This window comes from Carnobacterium funditum DSM 5970 (assembly GCF_000744185.1).
GTDB lineage: Bacteria > Bacillota > Bacilli > Lactobacillales > Carnobacteriaceae > Carnobacterium_A > Carnobacterium_A funditum.
Map to the genome: position 1 here is coordinate 1,697,153 of NZ_JQLL01000001.1, position 21,294 is coordinate 1,718,446.

The following is a 21,294-nucleotide window of genomic DNA, read 5'->3' on the forward strand; positions in this document are numbered from 1 at the left end:
GAAACTTATAGTGTGCAACAAACAAACAGATAAGAATATGGAGGAATAAAACGTGCGTACAACTTATATGGCTAAACCTAGCGAAGTAGAACGTAAATGGTATGTGGTAGACGCAACTGATATCCCAATGGGACGTTTGTCTACTGTAGTAGCATCTATTCTACGCGGTAAAAATAAACCAACTTTCACACCCCACATTGATACTGGTGACTTTGTGATTGTTATTAATGCAGAAAAAATCAAATTAACTGGTAAAAAAGCAACAGACAAAATTTATTATCACCACACTGGCTTCATTGGTGGTTTGAAGCAAGTCTCTGCTGGAGAATTGCGCTCTAACAACCCTCGTAAATTGATTGAAATGTCAGTTAAAGGCATGTTACCTAAAAATACTTTAGGCCGTGCACAAGGCATGAAATTACACGTTTACGCTGGTACAGAACACACTCACCAGGCACAACAACCAGAAGTATTAGATATTACTAACCTAATTTAAGGAGGGAAATTCTTTGGCACAAGTACAATATACCGGCACAGGCCGTCGTAAAAATTCAACAGCTCGAGTACGTTTAGTACCCGGAACTGGTAAAATCATCATGAACAAAAAAGACATTACTGAATACATGCCTTTCCCATATCTTTATGTAATCGTTAAACAACCTTTAGCAGTTACAGAAACTATGGAAAACTATGACATTCACGTAAACGTAAATGGCGGTGGATACACTGGACAAGCTGGCGCTACACGTCATGGTATCGCTCGCGCGTTGCTACAAGTAGATCCAGATTTCCGTGCTCCTTTAAAAGCTGCAGGCCTATTAACACGTGACCCACGTATGGTTGAACGTAAAAAACCAGGTCTTAAAAAAGCTCGTAAAGCTTCACAATTCTCAAAACGTTAATTCGTTATTATATCAACGTTTCAAGACGCTTTCCAAGAAATTGGAAGGTGTCTTTTTTTGCTGTAATTGTTTATCCTAAAACTAAAAAAGTTCATTCAACATTAGGTTGAATGAACTTCATAAAGTGACTCTATTTTCTTATGATTTAGGGACAGCCAATACCAGTTTGACGAAAAGACATAACGTCTTAGCATAAACTCTAATCATCAAAGATTAGCTTATTTTTGTATGTTATTCCTTAATTCCTGAAATGACACGACGGACTTTAGAAATAGAATCTTCCGATTTCTCTTGATTGAAGAACCGGAAGATGACATATAGTGAGTCGATAATACTTAATTGCGCGATACGAGATGCCAATGCTTCAGAACGAAATTCCGTTTCTTCAGAGATTGAAATGAAGACAACATCTCCAAGTTTAGCTAAAGGCGAATTCGCTTGACTCGTTATAACGATAATTTTAGCACCAGATTCTTTTGCGATTTTGGCGATACATATCGTTTCTTTGGATCTCCCCGTATGAGAAACAATGATAGCGCAGTCATTATTCGTTAATAAGGAAACTTCCATTAACTGAATGTGGTAATCCGTACTATGAAGAACAGTAATAGAAGAGCGCAAGAATTTATGATAGGCATCTGCGGCTACAATCTCAGAACCTCCAACACCAAAAAAGAATAAGCGATTGGAATTATTAATCATATTTCCTGCTTGTTTTAAATCTTGTTCTTTTAACAATTTTCTGGTATCAGTCAACGTTGAAATGTTAGAATCAAAAACCTTTTGTGCCATGGTTAACTCGGTATCATCTTTTTGAATATTTTCATGAATGGAGAACGCGGATAAATCATTTTCTTGAATCAACATGGCTATTTTGAAATTTTTAAATCCGTTAAAGCCAAGTTTTTTTGTGAATTGAAAGAAAGTAGAATCTGCAATTTCTAGCTCATTTGCTAAATCACTAATAGAACTATGAGCGACTTTACTGGGGTTTTCTAAGATGTAATCTGCGATTGCTTGTTCTTTTGGACTAAAATCATTGTACATCGTTTTAATTTGTAATCGGATTGAGACAGCCATAAATGATCCTCCTTGAGACAATAATTCATCTCTTTTTTGCTAGTTTTAAAGATACAGTATTTCTAGAAAAAAAGCAAAAATGTTTATTTTTTTTTGTGCTGTACAGGTTAGTAAAAATTTGAGGAGTTATCATAGAACGGGTATTCGTAGTTTTTCTAGAGTTGGATAGATCTTTGGTAGAAATAAAAAAAGGATTTATTTATGTAAATTAAAAATCTGGAATGACTCTTTAAAAAAATTAGAAAATATAGTTTAAACATATTTTTTTGAAAATTGCCTGTAAAAGAAGATGTATTGGTTATTCGTTGTCGAATGTAGGAGGATGATGTTTTTTTTAAAAGCAATAAAAAAAACTTTTGTTTTAGATGTTGACATAAAAAAAATATTTTTTGTATAATTGGATTATAAAGATTGGAGGCGTTATCATGGAGGTTGGTATAATTGGTTTAGGCAAAATGGGCTCAAATCTAGCATTCAACCTAAAAGATCATAAGTATGATGTAAAAGGGATGGATATGTCAGAAGAAGCTTTGAACAGTGCAATGAAAGGGGGGATAAATACGTTTCAAACAGTCGATGAGCTGCTTGCTTCGTTCAAAGGCAAACGAGTAATCTGGATGATGCTACCAGCGGGGAATCCGACGGAAAGTGTGCTGGATTATTTACTCCCATTATTAGCGCCACAAGATATCGTTATTGAAGGTGGAAATTCAAATTATAAAGATTCGATCCGTCGTTCAGAAAAATTCGCGAAAAAAGAGATTAGCTATTTTGATTGTGGAACATCGGGTGGGATTTCAGGAGCACGTAAAGATGCTTGCTTGATGATTGGTGGCGACAAGGAAGTTTTCGAATCAATCGAACAACTGTTTAAAGATATCTCGATTGAGAGCGGATACTTGTATTCAGGAGCTTCCGGCAGTGGACATTTTCTGAAAATGGTACACAACGGGATTGAATATGGCATGATGCAGGCAATCGGTGAAGGATTCCAAATTGTAGAAAAAAGTGATTTCGATTTTGATTTAGCTGAAGTCGCTCGTGTGTGGAATCATGGATCAGTTATTCGTAGTTGGCTCATGGAAATCGCCGAAATTCAATTTAGAAGTAGTCCACGTTTAGAAGATTATCGTGGTAAGGTAGCAGCTTCTGGGGAAGCCAAATGGGCGGTTGAAACGGCTTTAGAGATGGGCATACCAGTACCAACCATTGCGTTGAGTTTGTTTATGAGGAACTTATCACAAGAAGAAGATAATTTTTCTGTAAAAGTGGTTTCTGCATTGCGCAATGGATTTGGCGGGCACGAAGTAGTAAAAAAGGATTAAAAGGAGCTTTTAAGATGTCAAAATATAATATCGCAATTGTCAATTCAAGTAGTTTTGGGAAAATTTTCCCAGAACATATAAAACAGCTTGAAAAGTTGGGGTCGGTCAAACACTTTACTGTTGACGGAGATATCAATGGACGAGATTTAGCGGAAATTCTTCATGGATATAATATTATTATAGTTAGCGTTACGCCATTTTTTACAAAAGATTTTTTTGATTATAAAGATGAACTTATTTTAATTAGCAGACATGGGATTGGCTACAATAATATTGATATTGAAGCGGCAAAGAAAAATGATACTCTCGTTACAATTATTCCAGCACTTGTAGAAAGAGACGCAGTTGCAGAAAATAATGTAACCAATTTATTGGCTCTTCTACGTTGTACAACGGAAGCGGATTCAAGAGTGAGAGAGGGGCATTGGACAGACAGAGCTCAATTTGTTGGAAGAACCTTGTTTAACAAAACAGTTGGCGTCATTGGGGTGGGAAATACTGGAAGTTGTGTTGTAGAAATTCTTCGTAATGGTTTTCGCTGCGAAGTGCTAGCGTATGATCCATACAAATCTGCGATGCACATTAAAAGTCATGGAGCGAAAAAAGTGGGACTGGATCAACTACTAGAGTCGTCAGATATTATTTGTCTGTGTGCGAACCTAACAGATGAAAACTATCACATGATTTCTACGAAAGAGATTGAAATGATGAAAGATAATGTTTACCTCTCCAACAGTGCACGAGGCGCCTTAGTCGATGAAAAAGCGATTGTGAGTGGTTTGAGTTCAGGTAAAATTGCTGGTTTTGCAACAGACGTTTTAGAAGAAGAACCTGGAGATAAAAATCATCCTTACCTATCTTTTAAGAATGTTGTGATGACACCGCATACTTCCGCATACACAATGGAATGCTTGGAAGAAATGGGAAATAAATGTGTCCGTGATGTTGAGAACGTTGTTGAAGGAAAACTACCTGAACGAGCTGTACAGGAACATAGCAAGTACCTTATCTAAAAAGGGAAGTTAAAATCATGTTGGATGATTTAAAAGTAAAAGTAGGCCCAGAATTTTATCGTTATCACATTGGTGCAATTGATTTTGTACCTGATGTACTAACAGAATATACTGCAAAAAATATACTAATTGTTCATGGAACAGTTTCTTGGGAGAAGGCACAGCCAAAACTCAGTTTTTTACAAGATAGCCGCTATACATTATCTTATCATCAATATACTGGCGAGTGCAGTTATTATGGTGCAGATAAAATAGTTGAAATGGTGAAAGAAAAAAAAATTGACTTCATTATTGGAGTCGGTGGGGGAAAATTAGTAGATTTGGTCGGATATGCGGCACATGTAGCTAATGTGAATTTTGGTGTGATTCCTACCTTGGCCAGTAATTGCGCTCCATGGACACCACTTTCAGTCATGTACAAAGAAAGTGGAGAATCTGAGGGGAAAACAGAACATTACTTACGGCAAGCATCATTTTTTATTACCGATCCTGAATTGGTAATTGATTCACCGGTTGAATACTTCATTGCAGGTTTAGCAGATACGCTAGCTAAGTGGTATGAATCTGACTCAATACTGAAGCAGGAGCATTTACAAAATGAACCGTTCTTGCAAATGGCGAGTTATACTTCACAATTATGCAAAGATGCAATCACTAGTAACTCCACTAAAGCAATCGCTGATATGAAAAAATTAGAAGTCAGCGAAGAATTTGTTCATCTATCTGAAATTATTTTTGCTGTTTCTGGTTTAGTTGGAGGGCTAGGCGATAAATATGCAAGAAATGCTGCAGCTCATGCTATGCATGATGCTATGAGCAAATATATTGCTGAAAGTCATCATTTTCTTCACGGTGAAAAAGTCGCATATGGTATTTTTTACCAATTAGCGATCGAAAAAAAATGGGAAACAATAGATCAATTGTTACCGCTTTATCAACAATTAAATTTACCAACATCTTTACACCAGATGGGTATTTTCCCAAAAGATGAGATGATTCTTGAGCAAATAGTTCAATTCATTGATTCAAAGGAAAAAGTTCACCTAATACCAGTACCGATTACGAAAGATTTATTACTAAATTCAATTTTCGAATTAGAAAAATACATTAATAAGATTTAGGAGGAGGATATATGGAAACTTTAAGTATAACACAAAGTTTGATAATTGCTTTATGGACTGCGGCCGTAATGTCAAGATGGTTAGGAGGAGGGGCAACATTAACGCTGCGTTTCTCTCCATTGATGACAGGGCTTGTTGTAGGTATTGTAATGGGTGAAGTTGCACAAGCAATGATTGTAACGGCAGCGTTGCAATTAATTTATATGGGTATCTTCTCGCCAGGCGGAACCATGCCGGCGGAACCATCTATTGCAGCAGCGATTGCTGTACCGGTAGCTTTACTAGGGAATCTTCAACCAGAAGCAGCAATAGCAGTAGCTGTTCCCGTAGGCCTGTTAGGAAGTTATTTATACCAATTCCGTTTCTTTATCAATACTTTTTTAGGTAAATACACAGATAGAGCCGTAGAGAAATTGAATTCAAAAGCTATTTCTCGCTCAATCATTCTCTATCCAACGGTAGCATCATTTTTGCTATTTACACCATTAGTATTTTTTGCTCTTTATTTAGGGGCACCAATTATCGCAGATCTTATTGTAGCGCTTGAAGGAACTGTAGTTATTCATATTTTAGAAGTTGTCGGCGGAGGGTTGGCAGCAATCGGTATCGCAACAACAGTTTATGTTATTGGACGAAAAGATTACATGGTATTCTTCTTCCTTGCATATTTCATGAGTGTTATACTACAACCACTAGAAATCACAATGGTTGCGTATGCAGTCTTCGGCGTAATTTTCGCACTGATTTTTGTTAAATCTCAAAAAGCGACTAATGAGCAAGTAGCAAATAGCAGTACAGGAAGCGGAAATGCTTCTTTTGCAGACGATGAAGATTATGATGATGGATTCTAATTCACGAGGAGGGAATAAAATGACAGAAATATCAAAAAATAAAAGCCTTGCACCAGAAGAAATTACAAGAAAAGACGTAACTAAAGCCTATCTGAGATGGCATTTTTCAAACGAAATCCCCCATTCATTTGAACGTTATTTGGCTCCATCATTACTGTATGCAATGATGCCCATTTTGAAAAAATTATATAAAGATGATGATGCACTAAAAGCAGCATATAAACGTCAATTACTATTCTTCAATACCCAACTTAGTTGGGGGGGCGGTGTTATCACCGGATTAATGTCTTCCATGGAACAGCAACGTGCTGAGGAAGAAAGTGAGAATAAAGAAATCTTAATGCAAGATGATTTGTTATATAACACAAAGGCTGGTTTGATGGGTGCTCTAGCAGGAATTGGAGATGCAATTGACTCAGGTACGGTTCAATATATTTTTATTGCAATCGCAATTCCATGGGCTCAACAAGGAAATCCTTTAGGTGCGATATTCCCATTTGTAGCTTTTGCACTTTACCAAGTTATTTTAGGGTTATTCTTCGCACGACAATCTTTTACAATGGGTCGCAGTGCTGCAGGATTAATGCAAAGTACAGGTATCCAAACAGCAATTGAAACTCTTTCAGTTTTAGGGCTGTTCATGATGGGGATCTTAGCTGGTAACTATGTAAAAGTCTCTTCTTCGTTATCATTTGATATTTCTGGTAAAGAGTTTATTGTTCAAGATGTCCTTGATCAAGTTATTCCAGGTATATTGCCATTAACAGTCGTAATGGGTATATATTGGTTCTATAAAAAGAAAGGGCTGAAAGTAACTCAAGCTTTGTTATGGCTAACAGGGATTTTGATTGTTTTAGCTGGTGTCGGAATCTTATAATTTAGAAAAGGATGTGTCCAATAATGGGGGAAGTAAATTTAGCACGTGTAGATGAACGTTTGATTCACGGACAAGTAATGATGACATTATCACAAAAAGAGGGAATAAATTCCATTTTTGTTGTAGATGAAGTAGTTGCAAAAGATAAATTTATGCGAGAATTATATAAGAACGCTGGAGGCCGTACAGGACAAAAAACAGTTGTCATTACGCCAGAAAAAGCTGAGTTATATTGGGATGAATATAAATTTAAAGACTACAGTTGTATTTTGATTACAAAAACAATAAGCGTTATCTATGACTTAGTTAAACACGGTGTTCCGATGAAAGAATTAAATATTGGTGGAATTGCGCAAAAAGATCCGGAGAAAGATGTTTTTGTAACGAAATCTGTTTACTTAAATAAATCTGATGCTGAAAAACTGAAAGAATTAAATGAGCAGTATGGCGTGCAAGATATTTATTTCCAAGCCACACCATCTTCATCAAAAACAAGCTTAAAAGATGTCTTAAAACAATTTGGTTTATAAAATAATTTTCGTCATTGAAGTAGGTATTGAAAAATACCTACTTTTCTCTAAAGAGAAAATAGTGAATAGGATAGGCGGTAAATAATATGCAGCAAAATGAAAAATTTAAAGATTGGCTGTTTCGATATCAGTATATTTATCGTGTGCGCAACACGGAGAAGAGTAAAAGTCGATTTCTTTCAGCATTAGTGATGGATATTTCTGAAATGCGAGAAGATATACAAGTAATTGAATACAATCGGCACAAAAAATATGCTTCGAGGAACGTTTATGTTGGGGATATCGAAAAAGCAGATCAAATCATTTGCACCTATTATGACACGCCTCCTAAAAACTATGGTTCTTATGAATTATTTAATCTAGAAGAACAGAGAAAACGAACCACTATTTTTATTTTAGTTAGCTCTATCTTGATGATTCTAGTAGGCATTATTGGTACATTTATTTATATGCAATATGAAGCGAGTGGACTTAACGTAACACCTTTTCGGACAGTATTTATTTTTCTTACATTCGGTATCTATTTCTTTTTATTAGGTAAGATTACAAAAGGATTGCCAAATCGAAAGACGTTGATTCGAAATACTTCGTCTGTTCTTGCTTTATTAGAAATAATTAGTGAATCAAAAGATGAAAGAACGGCCTTTGCTTTTATAGATGAAGGAAGTTTTGGAGAAGCCGGTCTAGAAGCATTATCTCATAAAAAGCAAGCAAAGATTTTTATGTTAGATAGTGTAGGATCAGATGCACCGCTACATGTCTCAGGGAACGATTTTTCTAAGACGAAAGGAACAGAATTAAAGATTGATCATCCGTTATCGAACCAAAGTATTAACTATATCTTTAGTGCAAGAACGTTAGAAAAAGAACAAAAAACTAGTTTTTATTTGGACAAGTCGGATTTAAAACAAAAAAAATTAAATATGCAAAATTTAACAAAAGTTGTGAGATTATTTAAGTAAGTAGTCATTAGACGACTTAGTATAGTCGTCTAATGTATAAAAAATAACCTATTTTCTTAAACAATATTCTACAATATAAGGAGGATTATCAATGCTAGGAATTGTCATTGCAACACACGGTAAATTAAGTGATGGACTGAAAGATTCAGCAGAAGTGATCATGGGTGAAACGAATAATATTGAAACTGTGAACTTGAATGCAGGAGATGACGTGCAGGGTTTAGGTGCAAAAATTAAAGTAGCCATTCATGAAGTTGATAAGGGCGAAGGTGTCATCGTGTTAGTAGATCTAGTGAGTGCTAGCCCATATAATCAAGCAGTTATTGTAACAAATGCTTTGGATAAAGAACTGCAAGAGTCGATTTACATTATTGGTGGGGCTAATCTACCAATGTTACTAGAAACAATTAACCATCAAATTTTATCAACACCAGTGGAAAAAATTGCTGAAGCTGTAATCAAACAAGGGACGGATAGTCTCAATGTTTGGCACATATCAATGGTAAATGATGAAGACCAAGATGACGATGATTTTTAATGGAAGGAGAGAGATATGATGAAATGGGGATTTAGATGGTATGGCGAAGAGGGGGACACAATCCCACTAGAGAATGTCCAACAAATACCAGGAATAAATGGGATTGTAGGCACGCTGTTGAACAAACTACCCGGAGACGTGTGGGAAGTTTCTGAAATTCAAGAGTTAAAAAAATCCGTTGAAAAGAAAAATTTAGAATTTTTAGGGATTGAAAGTGTAGCAGTTCATGATGCAATAAAAGCAGGTACACCTGACCGAGATAAATATATTGATAATTATATTCAAACAATTAAGAACTTATCTGAATGCGGTGTTCAGATGATTTGCTATAGCTTTAAGCCAATTTTCGGTTGGGCTAAAACAGATTTATTTTATGAGAACAGCGATGGCAGTTTCTCACTTGTTTATGATCAAGCTGTCGTGGACAACATGGAAGCGAGTGATATGTTTAAACTGATTCATAGCCAATCAAAAGGATTTAGCTTGCCTGGTTGGGAAGAAGAGCGCTTAAATAAATTCGGCAGTTTGGTAGAAATGTATGAAGGCGTAACGGAAGAAATATTATTTGATAATTTAACCTATTTCTTGCAAAAAATAATTCCAGTATGTGAAGAAATGGATGTCAAGATGGCCATTCACCCGGATGATCCACCCTTTGAAATATTTGGGTTCCCTCGCATTACGAAGGATTTAAAAGATCTGAAAAAAATCCTTAGTATTGTAGACTCTCCATATAATGGAATCACTATGTGTACAGGTTCCCTTGGAGCAAATCCAGCAAATGATTTGGTTGAGATTATTCATGAAGTTGGAGATAGAATTAATTTTGTACATTTCCGTAATGTTAAATTTTTAGGTGAACGTCACTTCAAAGAATCAGCACATTTAAGTACTGAAGGATCATTGGATATGTATGCTATTATGAAAGCTTTAATAGATGTTGGTTTTGACGGAGTTATTCGTCCAGATCATGGCCGTACCATTTGGGGCGAAGTCGCAATGCCCGGATATGGATTGGGTGATCGTGCAATGGGTATTACGTATCTGCAAGGATTGCATGAAGCAATTATGAAAGCAGAAAAAAAGTGAGTTTTATTTATACTAGAAAGTGAGAGATTATTATGTTAGCAAATATGGAACACGAAATTTATCGGAAAATCGAAAAAATCAAATTGTTACCTCTTTATACTGCAACGGATCTTGCTTATTTAGATCGTTTAGAAGAGATTTTAGTTAGAAATGATGTACAGTTTATTGAAGTGACATTTCGAAGTAGTTTGGCAATAGACGCTATCAAGAAATTATCTCAGTCTGGCGAGCTAATTGTTGGCGCAGGAACGGTAAGAACATTAAGCGAAGCAAAAAGTGCTATTGAAAATGGTGCAAAGTTTATTGTTTCACCGGCAATCGTTCCGGACGTAATTGAGTACTGTATCGAGCGCGATATTCCGGTATTTCCTGGAACAGCAACACCAGGAGATATTCAGCGTGCTATGGAATACGGCATCAAAGTGGTGAAATTTTTCCCTGCAGATATTTATGGAGGATTAAAAGCAATTAACGCATTGAGTGGTCCTTTCTACGATGTTAAGTTCTTGCCAACTGGTGGGATCAACCAAGAAAACTTTATGGAATATGTTCAAAATGACCATATAGTAGCAGTTGGAGGTTCTTTTATCATTTCTGAATCTGCAATCAAAAAAGATGATGGTAAAACAGCTGATAAAATTCTAAAAACATTGGTGGATAAAATTAAATCTTAGAAAGTATCTGATGAATAGAGTGAGCATTTTCTATTTAGAAATAGAGAATGTTGAAATATTTTTTGAAATTAGTAGTGTAATAGCACATAAGTGTTGTTACACTACTTTTTTGAATTTACCCTAAGTTTAATTGAATACTAACTTTCATTGTTTAAAATTGAATGAGTTAGAATCAACTAAAGGAAATAAAAATAAGGAAGAAGGTGTTTATATGGATAAAATTAAATTGTTTATTTTTGATATGGATGGTTTGATGTTTGATACAGGTCGTTTGGCATATCGAGCCTACCTCAAATCGGCAAAAAAACATGATTATGAAGTCACCCATAATGTATATTATTACTTAACAGGACGGACAGAGAAGGACATTCGTCAGTGTATGGAAGAACTGTATGGTGCTGACGTTCCTTACAATGAGTGGCGTGATTCAATTAATGAGTTCAAAGATGAAATTTTAGAACATGAAAAGCGTGTATATAAGAAAACAGGTTTGGTGGAACTGTTACAATTTGCCAAAAATCATGGCATTAAGGTTGCTATTGCTTCATCAACACATCGAGAAAAAGTACGTTATTACCTAGAAATTGAAGGTGTTTCTGAATGCTTTGACATAATTGTGGCGGGAGATGAGATCACCAATAGTAAACCAGATGCTGAAATTTTTTTAACTGCATGCGAAAAAGCCGGGATTGCTCCTAATCATGCGGTTGTATTCGAAGATTCCGCAGCTGGTATCGAAGCTGCTCGACGTGCGGAGATAACTTCATTTTTGGTTGAGGATGATATTACTTATCTTCCCACTAGAAAAGGTCGTTACGCGTTACAAAAAAATTTGTCTCACTTAAAAGCAGAACCGACACCTGCCGATTATCAATTTCTTAATCTCTTGGAGGTTAGAAATTATTTGGCAAAAAAACAAGTATAGCTATCATGTGAAAAAAATTGAGTTTAGATTTTAAGAAAGCTCATAAATCTTTAGATTTCGTGGATTGTAAGATTAAGCTATACAAATAAAAAAGCCATTCGTGATACACTCTAATTGTATTTCCAACCATAGAAAACAAAGGAGTGATCACAAATGACCTATACCCATATTACCATGGATGAACTAGTGATGATAGAATCTTATTACCATCAAGGTATTCCTGTTGCTAAAATAGCTACTTATTTAAATCGTACTCGAACACCGATTAATCATGTTATCAAGTTTTTCAGAACAGGCCATACAGCTTTCGAGTATTACCTGCGGTATAAGGCTAACAAGAAACAGTGTGGACGGAAAAAAGTTGTTTTACCACAAGAGCAACAGCTTTATATCAAAGGAAAAATAGCTGAAGGCTGGACACCTGATGTCATTATTGGCCGTAAAGAAATGACAATAGACTGTTCCGTACGAACGCTTTATCGACAGTTCAAAGAAAAAATATTCGATGAAGCTACCCTCCCTATGAAAGGTAAAAGGAAGCCGAATGGACATCAAGAACGTAGGGGTAGACAAGCCTACAAACGAAATATCTCTGAAAGAATCATAGATTATCCAACGTTTAAAGAAGAATTTGGGCATATCGAAGGAGATACCATAGTAGGTGTTCGCCATAAAAGTGCTGTCATTACTTTAGTAGAGATTTTGTCGAAAGCTATCATTACTTTAAAGCCCAAAGGGCGTAAAGCATGCGACATTGAGACTGCCATGAACCAATGGTTTCAATCCATTCCAAAAAATCTATTCAAATCAGTCACTTTTGATTGTGGAAAAGAGTTCTCTAACTGGAAATCTTTGTGTAACCAGCATGATGTTGCTATCTACTTCGCTGACCCTGGGACGCCGTCACAACGAGCTTTAAATGAGAATTCTAATGGTCTCCTGCGAAAAGATGGGTTACCAAAAGAAATGGATTTCAACGAAGTTGACCAGGCTTTCGTATCCTCTATTGCACATAAACGGAATAAAATTCCGAGAAAGTCACTAAATTACCAAACACCGTTGGAAGTCTTTATGAGTTACATGGATGAAGATACTTTGTATAGCTTAATTTGACAAATCAGATTTATTAAAATATTAATTTTACAAATTAGATTAGTACTTGAATCATTTCTAGTATTCTTTACGGAATCTTTTTGAGCACTATTGAAGAAATTGGCTTTTAGACTGTAAACTCATAAAAGGTATCTTTAATCTTTTTTTCTTCTGTACTCTGCCTCTGATTTGGGGGTAGTTAACTTATTGTATCGTATTTACGAAAATGGATAAGTATGGGCTATTTTGTCCATCTGAAGAGGTACAGTACTGAAATGATTCATCAAATAGTGAAAACGCGAAATCAGGATTAATACTGACATTAAGCCTATCCCAGTATCGCGAAAGAGAATAGTATCGTAAATCTAATAAATTTTTTTTTCAGACATCTAAAATGCGCAGAGAAATCAAAAAGAAAGTAACGTCAAAATAAAATTTTGGCGGGTTTTTAGAAAAATTACAAATTATTCAGGTATTAAAATGGATTGCCTTATCGGGTAGTCTTTTTTTGATGGAACTATACACCAAAAGAAACTTTATGCCAATCCTTTTTTATCAGAATATTTTAAAAAGGTCAGTGTCGCACAAATTCTGCCGTTGCTAAAGATTTTATTTCCAGAAAATAGAAATGTTCAGACAAAAAAAGAGCCACTCTTCGTCCAAATGAAGGTGGTTTTCTAGAGAGAGTCCTACTGTAAAATCATTGAAAATACAACAAATAAAATGGAGATAACTGCAGTTTTTCAAATCAGTGTGATGGCTAAAAAAATCTATATTCTGATTAGTCAATTTTTTGCTGTTCAAAAAATTCTTTTTTGATTTGGATAAACCTTGTAAAATCATTTAAAAGAATAAATAAAGTTGCACGATTCTCAAACTCTGCTCGTGTTTTAGGTAAATCGCTATTTCTAAAATCATTTAACATGGATTTAATATCTATGGTTAAGTCTACTACTGGGTTGCTCTCATGCAACTGGTCGGCTGTTTGGTGAAATAAGTGTGCTAAAACCAAATTTTGCTTTGTTGGTAAAGAACAGACACTTAAATCTATCGACATTTCTGCTAGGACTTTAACCTGTTGCTGGCGCATATCAAAGTATTGAATCATATAGTCCTCATTTTGGCTGAACAACTGGTTATTGTACTCTGTATAAGCTGTTTTTTCTGCTTTTTTCAAATCCTTATAAAGCTCTTTTAATAAAATTTCTACTTTTTGATTTGTATAACCTTCTCTTAGTATTAAATCAAAACCGATTAAAACTTGCTTCATTTTCTCTTCGATTTCATCTCTACACTTTATTAATTGTGTTTCTTTTGAAGGCATATATAAATTAAATAAAATAGCGATTCCTGCCCCGATAACCATTAACAACAATTCATTTGTAAGCCATCCAATAGAGGTGCTTTTTTCCAACAATAAATGAGAAACAAGAACTGAACATGGAGCTATACCAGCTTCTACGTTTAATTTATAGGCTAAAGGAATATAAATTAGGAGATACAGTCCAAATACAAGTGTGCTAAATCCAACTAATTGAAAAAGGATGGTGGCTACACCTAATGCTAGAATCGTGGATCCCACTCTTTGAAGAGCAGTGTTAACGGATGACTTTTTTGTATCTAAGACACTTAAGATGGCTATAATTCCTGCTGAGACACTATATTCTAGTTGAAAGGCTTGAGCTAGTAAAATAGCAATAGTTGTTGCGAAGGCTATTTTTATTGCTCGTAAAGAGACCGTCATGCTAACACTCCTTTAATCTGAAATCTGTTTTTGTATTACCCAACCTATTTAACACGGTTCTGCATACACTAATTTAAGTGATGTCATGCATGTACCGATAGATATTTTTTCTATGCCCAATCTCTAACAGTAAAATGGTGACTGTTTCGTCATTAATAGTAGCTATTAAGCGCGAATCCCCAATTTTATAGCGCCATTTTGCTGAACGAGTGACGACTAATCCTTTTCCACATGTTCTAGGATCTATACAATCTACTAGATTTTTTTGAATCCATGCCATAATTAAAAGAGATTGGTGTTTATCCATTTTTTTTAACGTTTGTTGAGCTCCTTTTTCAAACTCTACTTGGTAGCCTGAGCTCATATTAATCAGTTAGCTCCTTTAACAGGTCTTTAAAAGAAATGCTTTGAGAATGTTCTTTATGTTCCTCCATAGCCTGATTATATAAACCTAAATCAATTTCATCTTCTATCTTTTCTAAAACAGAATTTCTAAATAAAGCAGAAACAGAAATATTTTTAGTTTTAGCATATTCTTTTATCAATTTTTCTTCTTGAGAATCAATTCTTAGTGATATAGTAGTCATTAAAATGAACCTCCTTCTTTTGTATGTACATTGTAATACGAAAGGGAAGAGATTTCAATTTCTTTTTCTGATTTGTCAAATTAAGCTAGACAAAATATCTTCATCCATGTAACTCATAAAAACTTCCAATGGCGTTTGGTAATTTAGTGACTTCCTCGGAATTTTATTCCGTTTATGTGCAACAGACGATACGAAAGCCTGGTCAACTTCGTTGAAATCCATTTCTTTTGGTAACCCATCTTTTCGCAAGAGACCGTTAGAGTTTTCATTTAAAGCTCGTTGTGACGGCGTTCCAGGGTCAGCGAAGTAGATAGCGACATCATGCTGGTTGCACAAAGATTTCCAGTTAGAGAACTCTTTTCCACAATCAAAAGTGACTGATTTGAATAGATTTTTTGGAATGGATTGAAACCATTGGTTCATGGCAGTCTCAATGTCGCATGCTTTACGCCCTTTGGGCTTTAAAGTAATGATAGCTTTCGACAAAATCTCTACTAAAGTAATGATAGCACTTTTATGGCGAACACCTACGATAGTATCTCCTTCGATAGGACTAAATTCTTCTTTAAACGTTGGATAATCTATGATTCTTTCAGAGATGTTTCGTTTGTAGGCTTGTCTACCCCTACGTTCTTGATGTCCATTCGGCTTCCTTTTCCCTTTCATAGGGAGGGTAGCCTCATCGAATATTTTTTCTTTAAACTGTCGATAAAGCGTTCGTACGGAACAGTCTATTGTCCTTTCTTTACGGCTAATAATGACATCAGGCGTCCAGCCTTCAGCTACTTTTTTTTGATATAAAATTGTTGTTCGTGTGGCAAAATTGCTTTTTGAAGTCCACACTGTTTCTTGTTTTCCTTATACCGCGGGTAATACTCGAAAGCTGTATGGCCTGCTTTGAAGAACTTGATAACATGATTAATCGGTGTTCGAGTACGATTTAAATAAGTAGCTATTTTAGCAACTGGAATACTTTGATGATAATAAGATTCTATCCTCACTAGTTCATCCATGGTAATATGGGTATAGGTCATTTGTGATCACTCCTTTGTTTTCTATGGTTGGAAATACAATTAGAGTGTATCACGAATGGCTTTTTTATTTGTATAGCTTAATCTTACAATCCATGTAGAATAAATAGAAAAGGATTTGAAGTAGTAATGGGAAGAAAAGAAACAGTAAATAGTTTAGACACAGAATCAGTAGGGAAATCGTTCTTAAGATATCTAGTTCCTTCTATTGTGGGTATGTTGTTAATGGCTGTTAATATTATTATTGATGGAATTATGGTTGGCAATAAGCTCGGATCAGTTGCTCTAGCAGGTGTCGGTATTGCTGTACCTGTTTACAGTATTTTTGTAGCGATGTCACTATGGATAGGTGTGGGTGCTGCAACTCGTTATTCCGTTATGATGGGGGCTAAACGGCCAGATCAAGCACGTATTATTTTTTCACATGCGATTAGTACGATATTAGTCTTGACGATAATTATTGGACTCACTGCTTTTATCTTTAGAACAGAACTTGCTTATTTATTAGGTGCAAATGCAGATACGATTGGATATACATCAGATTACCTGAATATTTTATTGCTTTTTGGATTTATCTTTACAGCAGAGAATACTTTTAGTATTTTAGTACGTAATGATGGTGGTCCGAATACAGCAATGACTGCACTTATAGCTACGTCAGTTGTTAATATCATTTTAAACTATGTATTTTTATTTGTATTTGATTTTGGTGTGAAAGGTACAGCTACTGCAACACTGATTGGTGCACTTGTAGGACTTATTATCCTCAGTACGCATTTTTTTAGGAAAAAAAATAATTTGCATTTTGTGCGTTTCAGCTTTGATAAAAGGTTGATTGCTCTCATTTTAGTTATCGGTTTTCCAAGTTTTCTTGCAGAAGTAGGTATTTCTTTTTTTACAGTTTCACATAATATCGTATTTGAAAATCTTGCAGGTACGATTGGTGTATCTGCCTTTGCGATATTGAATTATGTTCATAGTGTGACGTTATTGCTGTTTTTAGGAATGGGATCGGCTATTCAACCTTTAATTAGTTATTACAAAGGAGCTAAGGACGAAAAGAAAATACAAAAAACAATTCAACTCGCAATTGGGACAGCTCTGATAGCAGGCATCTTATTTATGCTCATTGGTCAGTTTGCAGCAACACAAATCGTCAGATTGTTCGGTGACTTCCCTGAAGAAGTCGTAGCATTAGCAGTATCAGGTATTAAATTATTTTTCATTGCCTATCTCTTTATGGGAACCAACTTTGTTATGATGACTTATTATCAATCTATCGGACAAATTCGAATGGCAACATGGATTACTGCAGCACGTGGTATAATCGTTTTACTGATTATGCTTATGATTCTGCCTAAATTATTTGGTTTGACAGGTTTATGGCTTGCCGTTCCAGCATCGGAATTTATTGTTCTTTTGACTATTTATTATTACCATAAAAGATGGCACAGTAAAAATAGCCATTCGACAGTATAGAATAAAAAGCAGGAACTAAAATTGTGCAGTAGTAAAAGCTACTCTGCTCATTTAGTTGCTGTTTTTAGTTTTTTAGTAGAATAAATGAGTCTTAATATCGTGATGGATACTTACAATAACTTGTTTTCCAATTCTCTTTAAGAGATAATGAAATCGTTAACAACACTAGTAGGAATGCGCTGATTCTTTAAGGTAAATAGATGAAATAGTTTGTTAATTATTAATTTAAGGAGGGGGTGATAAAGATGACTATAACTACATTTATAGTATTTCTTATATTAGCAAGTGTAGTCTATAATAGCTTACGTATAATAAAATTAAAAGAAGAAAATAATAAACTGAAAAAAGAAATAGAAATCTTGAAAAAAAGGATATCGAATCAGCGAGTAATCTATAATTTAAAAGAAGTGAATTTAAAAAATAAGAGACAATCAAAAAATAGAATGAATAAACCAACCAGGATACTTTTAAATACGTTCTCTTTAGAATCGTTTTTATAAAAAGCATACATATTAAGTATACCGCATATCAAATCAGCAAAAAAAGAACCTTGAATGGATACAAGGTTCTGATAAAATGATTTTATTTATTCATAAAGCAAAAGTTAATTTTTACTAGCTAATCATGTGGGACTTATTTAGTGAATTAGTGTCCTTCTTTTTTAAAATCTATCGCACGAATGAGTTACAATGAGTCAATGCTAGAGCTCTTCATTGTGTCTAACATTCGTTTTTTCAGTCAATTTTTTAATAAGGTTTTTATTTAGTTGTTTGTATTCTTTTAATGAGTAATCAGACAGTTCTTTTGTTTTTTTATTTAAATAAGAATCTAATTTTTTAGGATTCATTTCAGCCATTTTTTCTGCTTCTTTGTCTATTTTTGCTACTGCTTCAGTCATGTGATCCCAGACCTTTTCTTGTACCGGTGCAATTATTTCAGTTTTAAATTCATCATGGTACGGATTAGTCAAAGCGTTAGTTGTTCGATATGTCCAATAGGCAGATTTTTCATCAGGTTCGTCGGTACCTATCTGGTATTCTTTAGGCGTTTCTGTTATCCCACTATAGAATGGAATATAGTTGCTTGTATCTGGTACACCCAGCGCTAACCAGTGAATAGCACTTATTTCATCTGGCACATTGTTTCTAATTTGGAGAATATGAGATTCCATCGTATTCGGTACACTTATAGGACGGTATTTATCCGATTCTTTTTTTCCGAAAGTGTCGTAGTCTGTATTATTATAATGTGAGCCTAAGATGCCAGCGATTGCTCTTGTCGTAATTGGTTCATCTGCTTTTACAAAAAGTTCAAAATCTGTGTCATCAATTTTTTTGTCAGATTCCGTTAGCATTTTCTGGCCGTACCATACTCGAGGAGTATTATACTGAGCATCATCTTTAGTATCTGCAAAAGTTTCTCTGATGGATGTGTTTTCTAGATTGTCTGTTAGCTTATTATCGCTGATAAATTCTTGTAAGTTTTTAGAATAAAGGAAATTAGCTGAATCATCCCAATCGAAATCTTGAATTGAGATTGTGTTTGCAATAACAGCATAACTATCATCTGGTACTCTTGCTGCTACCCAATGATGTCCAGTGAGTATCTCCATATACCAGATATCGTTATTATCGGAAAAAATAATTCCGTTTGTTTCTGCAGCACCTTTATCCTCGACAATCTTACCTAATCTCTCAATTCCTTCTTCAGCCGAATTGATATAGGGTAAGACAACAGTCAGTATGGCATCTTCAGCGATTCCTTTTTCTACTAAAGGATCAAGTTCTAAGACATTCTCCTTAGCTGTAGTAGAGATTCTGTTCCGCTCATCGCAATATTATTGCTATTAATTCCCGCTTCTTCATATAGTCCTTCTGAGACATCCCATTCTGGAGTAGCAGTATATTTTAATTGTTTTTTAGGCAAATGGATGGAAAATCCATTTCCTTCTGATACAAATTTTTGTTTATTCTTATTTGCTTCTCTTACAAAAAAATGTTTAGTCCAGGCTGTCCCCATGTCTTCGTTTCTTGCAACCATAGTTGACCCATCTTCTGAAGCATCTTTTCCTACCAACACAGTTGTACAAGCCTCAGCTGTTGTATAACTAGTCATGAATAATATACCGGTTGTCACAAGAACGCAGGTGCTTTTTAATAATTTTTTTGCCCTCATGTTGTTTTCCTCCCTAATGGACTATTATTAGTGATTATCAGTCATCTATGTGCTTATAAAAAGTCTTCGACTAGATAAAATTCACTGCCACCTCTCATGATAAATTTATTGCTACTAGTAGCAGAACACTTTTTTTAAAATGGAACCGAACCTATGATAAAAGGATTGTTCATTACTTCATAATCACAACTAAATAACAGCGCTTACATAAACGGAAGTAAATCATTTCGAAAGATTATATTCGTTATATTAGAAAAAGAAAAGTATTTACTGAGAAAACTCTTCTTTAGAGAACAAAGACTCTCATCAAAAAAATCATTCTTTTCTAAATAGAGCGATATTTTCTTGAATGCTTATTTTATCAACCATTTGTCCACTTAACCGCTAACGGTTATCCTAGAAATTTTTTATTTGTGAAAGCTTGAACAGAAAGAAAGGATAACCCACCTTTATGCTCGAATACATAATATATCGTAAATTATTTATAGTTAGAGTTTACTGAAAAGTTCAGAAAACATTCAGTTAAAAATCAGTAAGAAAACAGCTAATGTTCAAGTTGATATCGTATTATTTATATAACAACAGATGAAGGGAGGGAAAACTTGAAGGGGTTAATGAAATGGAAAATGGGGAAAAATTATAATTATGAGAGGATGTTAGTTATGAAAAATTTAACTAAATTTGTTTCAAGTGTTTTATCAATAGGAGTTTTGGCGACTGGAGGCATTACTGCTTTTGCTGCAACAGATATAGAAGCTGATACATCTACAAGTTCATCTAATCCAACTATTTCACAAGGAGCTCCTGATATTAGTTCAATGAAAAGAAGTAGAGGTAGTTTTGGTGAGATGGAAAAACGAGAACCAACGGATGAGCAAAAAACTGAAATGGCAGAGCATATAAACGAAAGACTTGCTGAACAATTAAAAGATGGCAAAATTACGCAAGAACAATATAATCAAGCTATTACAGATGTTGAAGAAGGTGAAAGACCAAACATTTTGCGAGAAGGTAGAGGTGGTTTCGGTAATATGGAAAAACGAGAACTAACGGATGAGCAAAAAACTGAAATGGCAGAGCATATAAACGAAAGACTTGCAGAACAATTAAAAGATGGCAAAATTACGCAAGAACAATATGATCAAGCTATTACAGATGTTGAAGAAGGTGAAAGACCAAACATTTTGCGAGAAGGTAGAGGTGGTTTTGGTAATATGAAAAAATCAGAACTGGCTAATGAGCAAAAGTAAGTTTCACAAAAAAACGTCTCACTTTTTTAAGATTAAATAGAAATATAAA

General features: G+C 34.8%; 23 protein-coding genes and 1 pseudogene. 17 read left to right on the forward strand and 7 right to left on the reverse strand.

From position 1 onward, the window contains the following. The first annotated feature begins 52 nt into the window (after positions 1-52). Together rplM and rpsI are read left to right on the forward strand one after the other, a co-directional pair. On the forward strand, positions 53-496 hold the full coding sequence (gene rplM, locus BR44_RS07955) for a 50S ribosomal protein L13 (RefSeq protein ID WP_084676117.1): 444 nt from the start codon (positions 53-55) through the stop codon (positions 494-496). A gap of 13 nt (positions 497-509) precedes the next feature. Next, positions 510-902, forward strand: coding sequence for a 30S ribosomal protein S9 (gene rpsI, locus BR44_RS07960; protein ID WP_034551750.1), 393 nt, complete (start codon positions 510-512; stop codon positions 900-902). A gap of 231 nt (positions 903-1,133) precedes the next feature. Here the strand turns inward: rpsI and BR44_RS07965 are convergent, their stop codons facing one another. Then, positions 1,134-1,982, reverse strand: coding sequence for a MurR/RpiR family transcriptional regulator (locus BR44_RS07965; protein ID WP_034551752.1), 849 nt, complete (start codon positions 1,980-1,982; stop codon positions 1,134-1,136). 425 nt (positions 1,983-2,407) lie between these two features. Here BR44_RS07965 and gnd point away from each other — a divergent pair, with 425 nt between their 5' ends. The 12 genes from gnd (at position 2,408) to BR44_RS08025 (ending at position 13,000) form a co-directional block, all read left to right on the forward strand. Further along, positions 2,408-3,307, forward strand: a complete 900-nt coding sequence (gnd, locus tag BR44_RS07970) for a phosphogluconate dehydrogenase (NAD(+)-dependent, decarboxylating) (protein ID WP_034551753.1) — start codon at positions 2,408-2,410, stop codon at positions 3,305-3,307. Positions 3,308-3,321: 14 nt separating this feature from the next. Next, a complete protein-coding gene (locus BR44_RS07975) occupies positions 3,322-4,320 on the forward strand; it encodes a D-isomer specific 2-hydroxyacid dehydrogenase family protein (protein ID WP_034551754.1) in 999 nt (332 codons plus the stop codon). Positions 4,321-4,337: 17 nt separating this feature from the next. Continuing rightward, positions 4,338-5,441, forward strand: coding sequence for an iron-containing alcohol dehydrogenase family protein (locus tag BR44_RS07980; RefSeq protein ID WP_034551756.1), 1,104 nt, complete (start codon positions 4,338-4,340; stop codon positions 5,439-5,441). An 11-nt stretch (positions 5,442-5,452) separates the two neighbouring features. After that, on the forward strand, positions 5,453-6,292 hold the full coding sequence (locus BR44_RS07985; RefSeq protein ID WP_034551757.1) for a PTS mannose/fructose/sorbose/N-acetylgalactosamine transporter subunit IIC: 840 nt from the start codon (positions 5,453-5,455) through the stop codon (positions 6,290-6,292). Positions 6,293-6,311: 19 nt separating this feature from the next. Then, entirely contained in the window at positions 6,312-7,169 is an 858-nt protein-coding gene (locus BR44_RS07990) for a PTS system mannose/fructose/sorbose family transporter subunit IID (protein WP_034551759.1), read from the forward strand. 23 nt (positions 7,170-7,192) lie between these two features. After that, positions 7,193-7,699 carry a PTS sugar transporter subunit IIB gene (locus tag BR44_RS07995; protein WP_034551760.1) on the forward strand — a complete coding sequence of 169 codons (507 nt, stop codon included), beginning with the start codon at positions 7,193-7,195 and terminating at the stop codon, positions 7,697-7,699. An 86-nt stretch (positions 7,700-7,785) separates the two neighbouring features. Further along, positions 7,786-8,661, forward strand: a complete 876-nt coding sequence (locus BR44_RS08000) for a hypothetical protein (protein WP_034551762.1) — start codon at positions 7,786-7,788, stop codon at positions 8,659-8,661. 91 nt (positions 8,662-8,752) lie between these two features. After that, a complete protein-coding gene (locus BR44_RS08005; protein WP_034551763.1) occupies positions 8,753-9,199 on the forward strand; it encodes a PTS sugar transporter subunit IIA in 447 nt (148 codons plus the stop codon). Positions 9,200-9,217: 18 nt separating this feature from the next. After that, positions 9,218-10,288, forward strand: coding sequence for a mannonate dehydratase (uxuA, locus tag BR44_RS08010; RefSeq protein ID WP_034551765.1), 1,071 nt, complete (start codon positions 9,218-9,220; stop codon positions 10,286-10,288). 32 nt (positions 10,289-10,320) lie between these two features. After that, positions 10,321-10,962 (forward strand): bifunctional 4-hydroxy-2-oxoglutarate aldolase/2-dehydro-3-deoxy-phosphogluconate aldolase, encoded by a 642-nt coding sequence (locus tag BR44_RS08015; RefSeq protein WP_034551767.1) that lies wholly within the window; start codon positions 10,321-10,323, stop codon positions 10,960-10,962. A gap of 211 nt (positions 10,963-11,173) precedes the next feature. Then, positions 11,174-11,887 carry an HAD-IA family hydrolase gene (locus tag BR44_RS08020; protein ID WP_034551769.1) on the forward strand — a complete coding sequence of 238 codons (714 nt, stop codon included), beginning with the start codon at positions 11,174-11,176 and terminating at the stop codon, positions 11,885-11,887. A 153-nt stretch (positions 11,888-12,040) separates the two neighbouring features. After that, positions 12,041-13,000, forward strand: a complete 960-nt coding sequence (locus BR44_RS08025) for an IS30 family transposase (RefSeq protein WP_034551770.1) — start codon at positions 12,041-12,043, stop codon at positions 12,998-13,000. A 760-nt stretch (positions 13,001-13,760) separates the two neighbouring features. Here the strand turns inward: BR44_RS08025 and BR44_RS08030 are convergent. The 4 genes and pseudogenes from BR44_RS08030 to BR44_RS08045 all read right to left on the reverse strand — a co-directional run bounded on the left by BR44_RS08030 (position 13,761) and on the right by BR44_RS08045 (position 16,344). Beyond that, positions 13,761-14,723, reverse strand: a complete 963-nt coding sequence (locus tag BR44_RS08030) for an aromatic acid exporter family protein (protein ID WP_034551772.1) — start codon at positions 14,721-14,723, stop codon at positions 13,761-13,763. A 73-nt stretch (positions 14,724-14,796) separates the two neighbouring features. Beyond that, a complete protein-coding gene (locus BR44_RS08035; RefSeq protein ID WP_034551774.1) occupies positions 14,797-15,087 on the reverse strand; it encodes a type II toxin-antitoxin system RelE family toxin in 291 nt (96 codons plus the stop codon). A gap of 1 nt (position 15,088) precedes the next feature. Then, positions 15,089-15,310 (reverse strand): type II toxin-antitoxin system RelB family antitoxin, encoded by a 222-nt coding sequence (relB, locus tag BR44_RS08040; protein ID WP_034551775.1) that lies wholly within the window; start codon positions 15,308-15,310, stop codon positions 15,089-15,091. A 75-nt stretch (positions 15,311-15,385) separates the two neighbouring features. Then, positions 15,386-16,344, reverse strand: a pseudogene (locus BR44_RS08045) (IS30 family transposase). Positions 16,345-16,470: 126 nt separating this feature from the next. Between BR44_RS08045 and BR44_RS08050 the strand changes: the two are divergent. Both BR44_RS08050 and BR44_RS08055 read left to right on the forward strand, forming a co-directional pair. Then, on the forward strand, positions 16,471-17,820 hold the full coding sequence (locus BR44_RS08050) for an MATE family efflux transporter (RefSeq protein ID WP_034551776.1): 1,350 nt from the start codon (positions 16,471-16,473) through the stop codon (positions 17,818-17,820). A 245-nt stretch (positions 17,821-18,065) separates the two neighbouring features. After that, positions 18,066-18,320, forward strand: a complete 255-nt coding sequence (locus BR44_RS08055) for a hypothetical protein (protein WP_034551777.1) — start codon at positions 18,066-18,068, stop codon at positions 18,318-18,320. Positions 18,321-18,520: 200 nt separating this feature from the next. Here BR44_RS08055 and BR44_RS08060 read toward each other — a convergent pair whose 3' ends face one another. Then, positions 18,521-19,636, reverse strand: coding sequence for a C69 family dipeptidase (locus tag BR44_RS08060; protein ID WP_342668085.1), 1,116 nt, complete (start codon positions 19,634-19,636; stop codon positions 18,521-18,523). Continuing rightward, a complete protein-coding gene (locus BR44_RS11920; protein WP_245592943.1) occupies positions 19,606-19,995 on the reverse strand; it encodes a C69 family dipeptidase in 390 nt (129 codons plus the stop codon). The genes BR44_RS08060 and BR44_RS11920 overlap by 31 nt, the downstream gene beginning before the upstream one ends. A 602-nt stretch (positions 19,996-20,597) precedes the next feature. Here BR44_RS11920 and BR44_RS08065 point away from each other — a divergent pair. Beyond that, positions 20,598-21,245: a DUF3602 domain-containing protein gene (locus BR44_RS08065; RefSeq protein WP_034551778.1), complete on the forward strand. Its 648-nt coding sequence runs from the start codon at positions 20,598-20,600 to the stop codon at positions 21,243-21,245. The last annotated feature ends 49 nt before the right edge of the window (positions 21,246-21,294 follow it).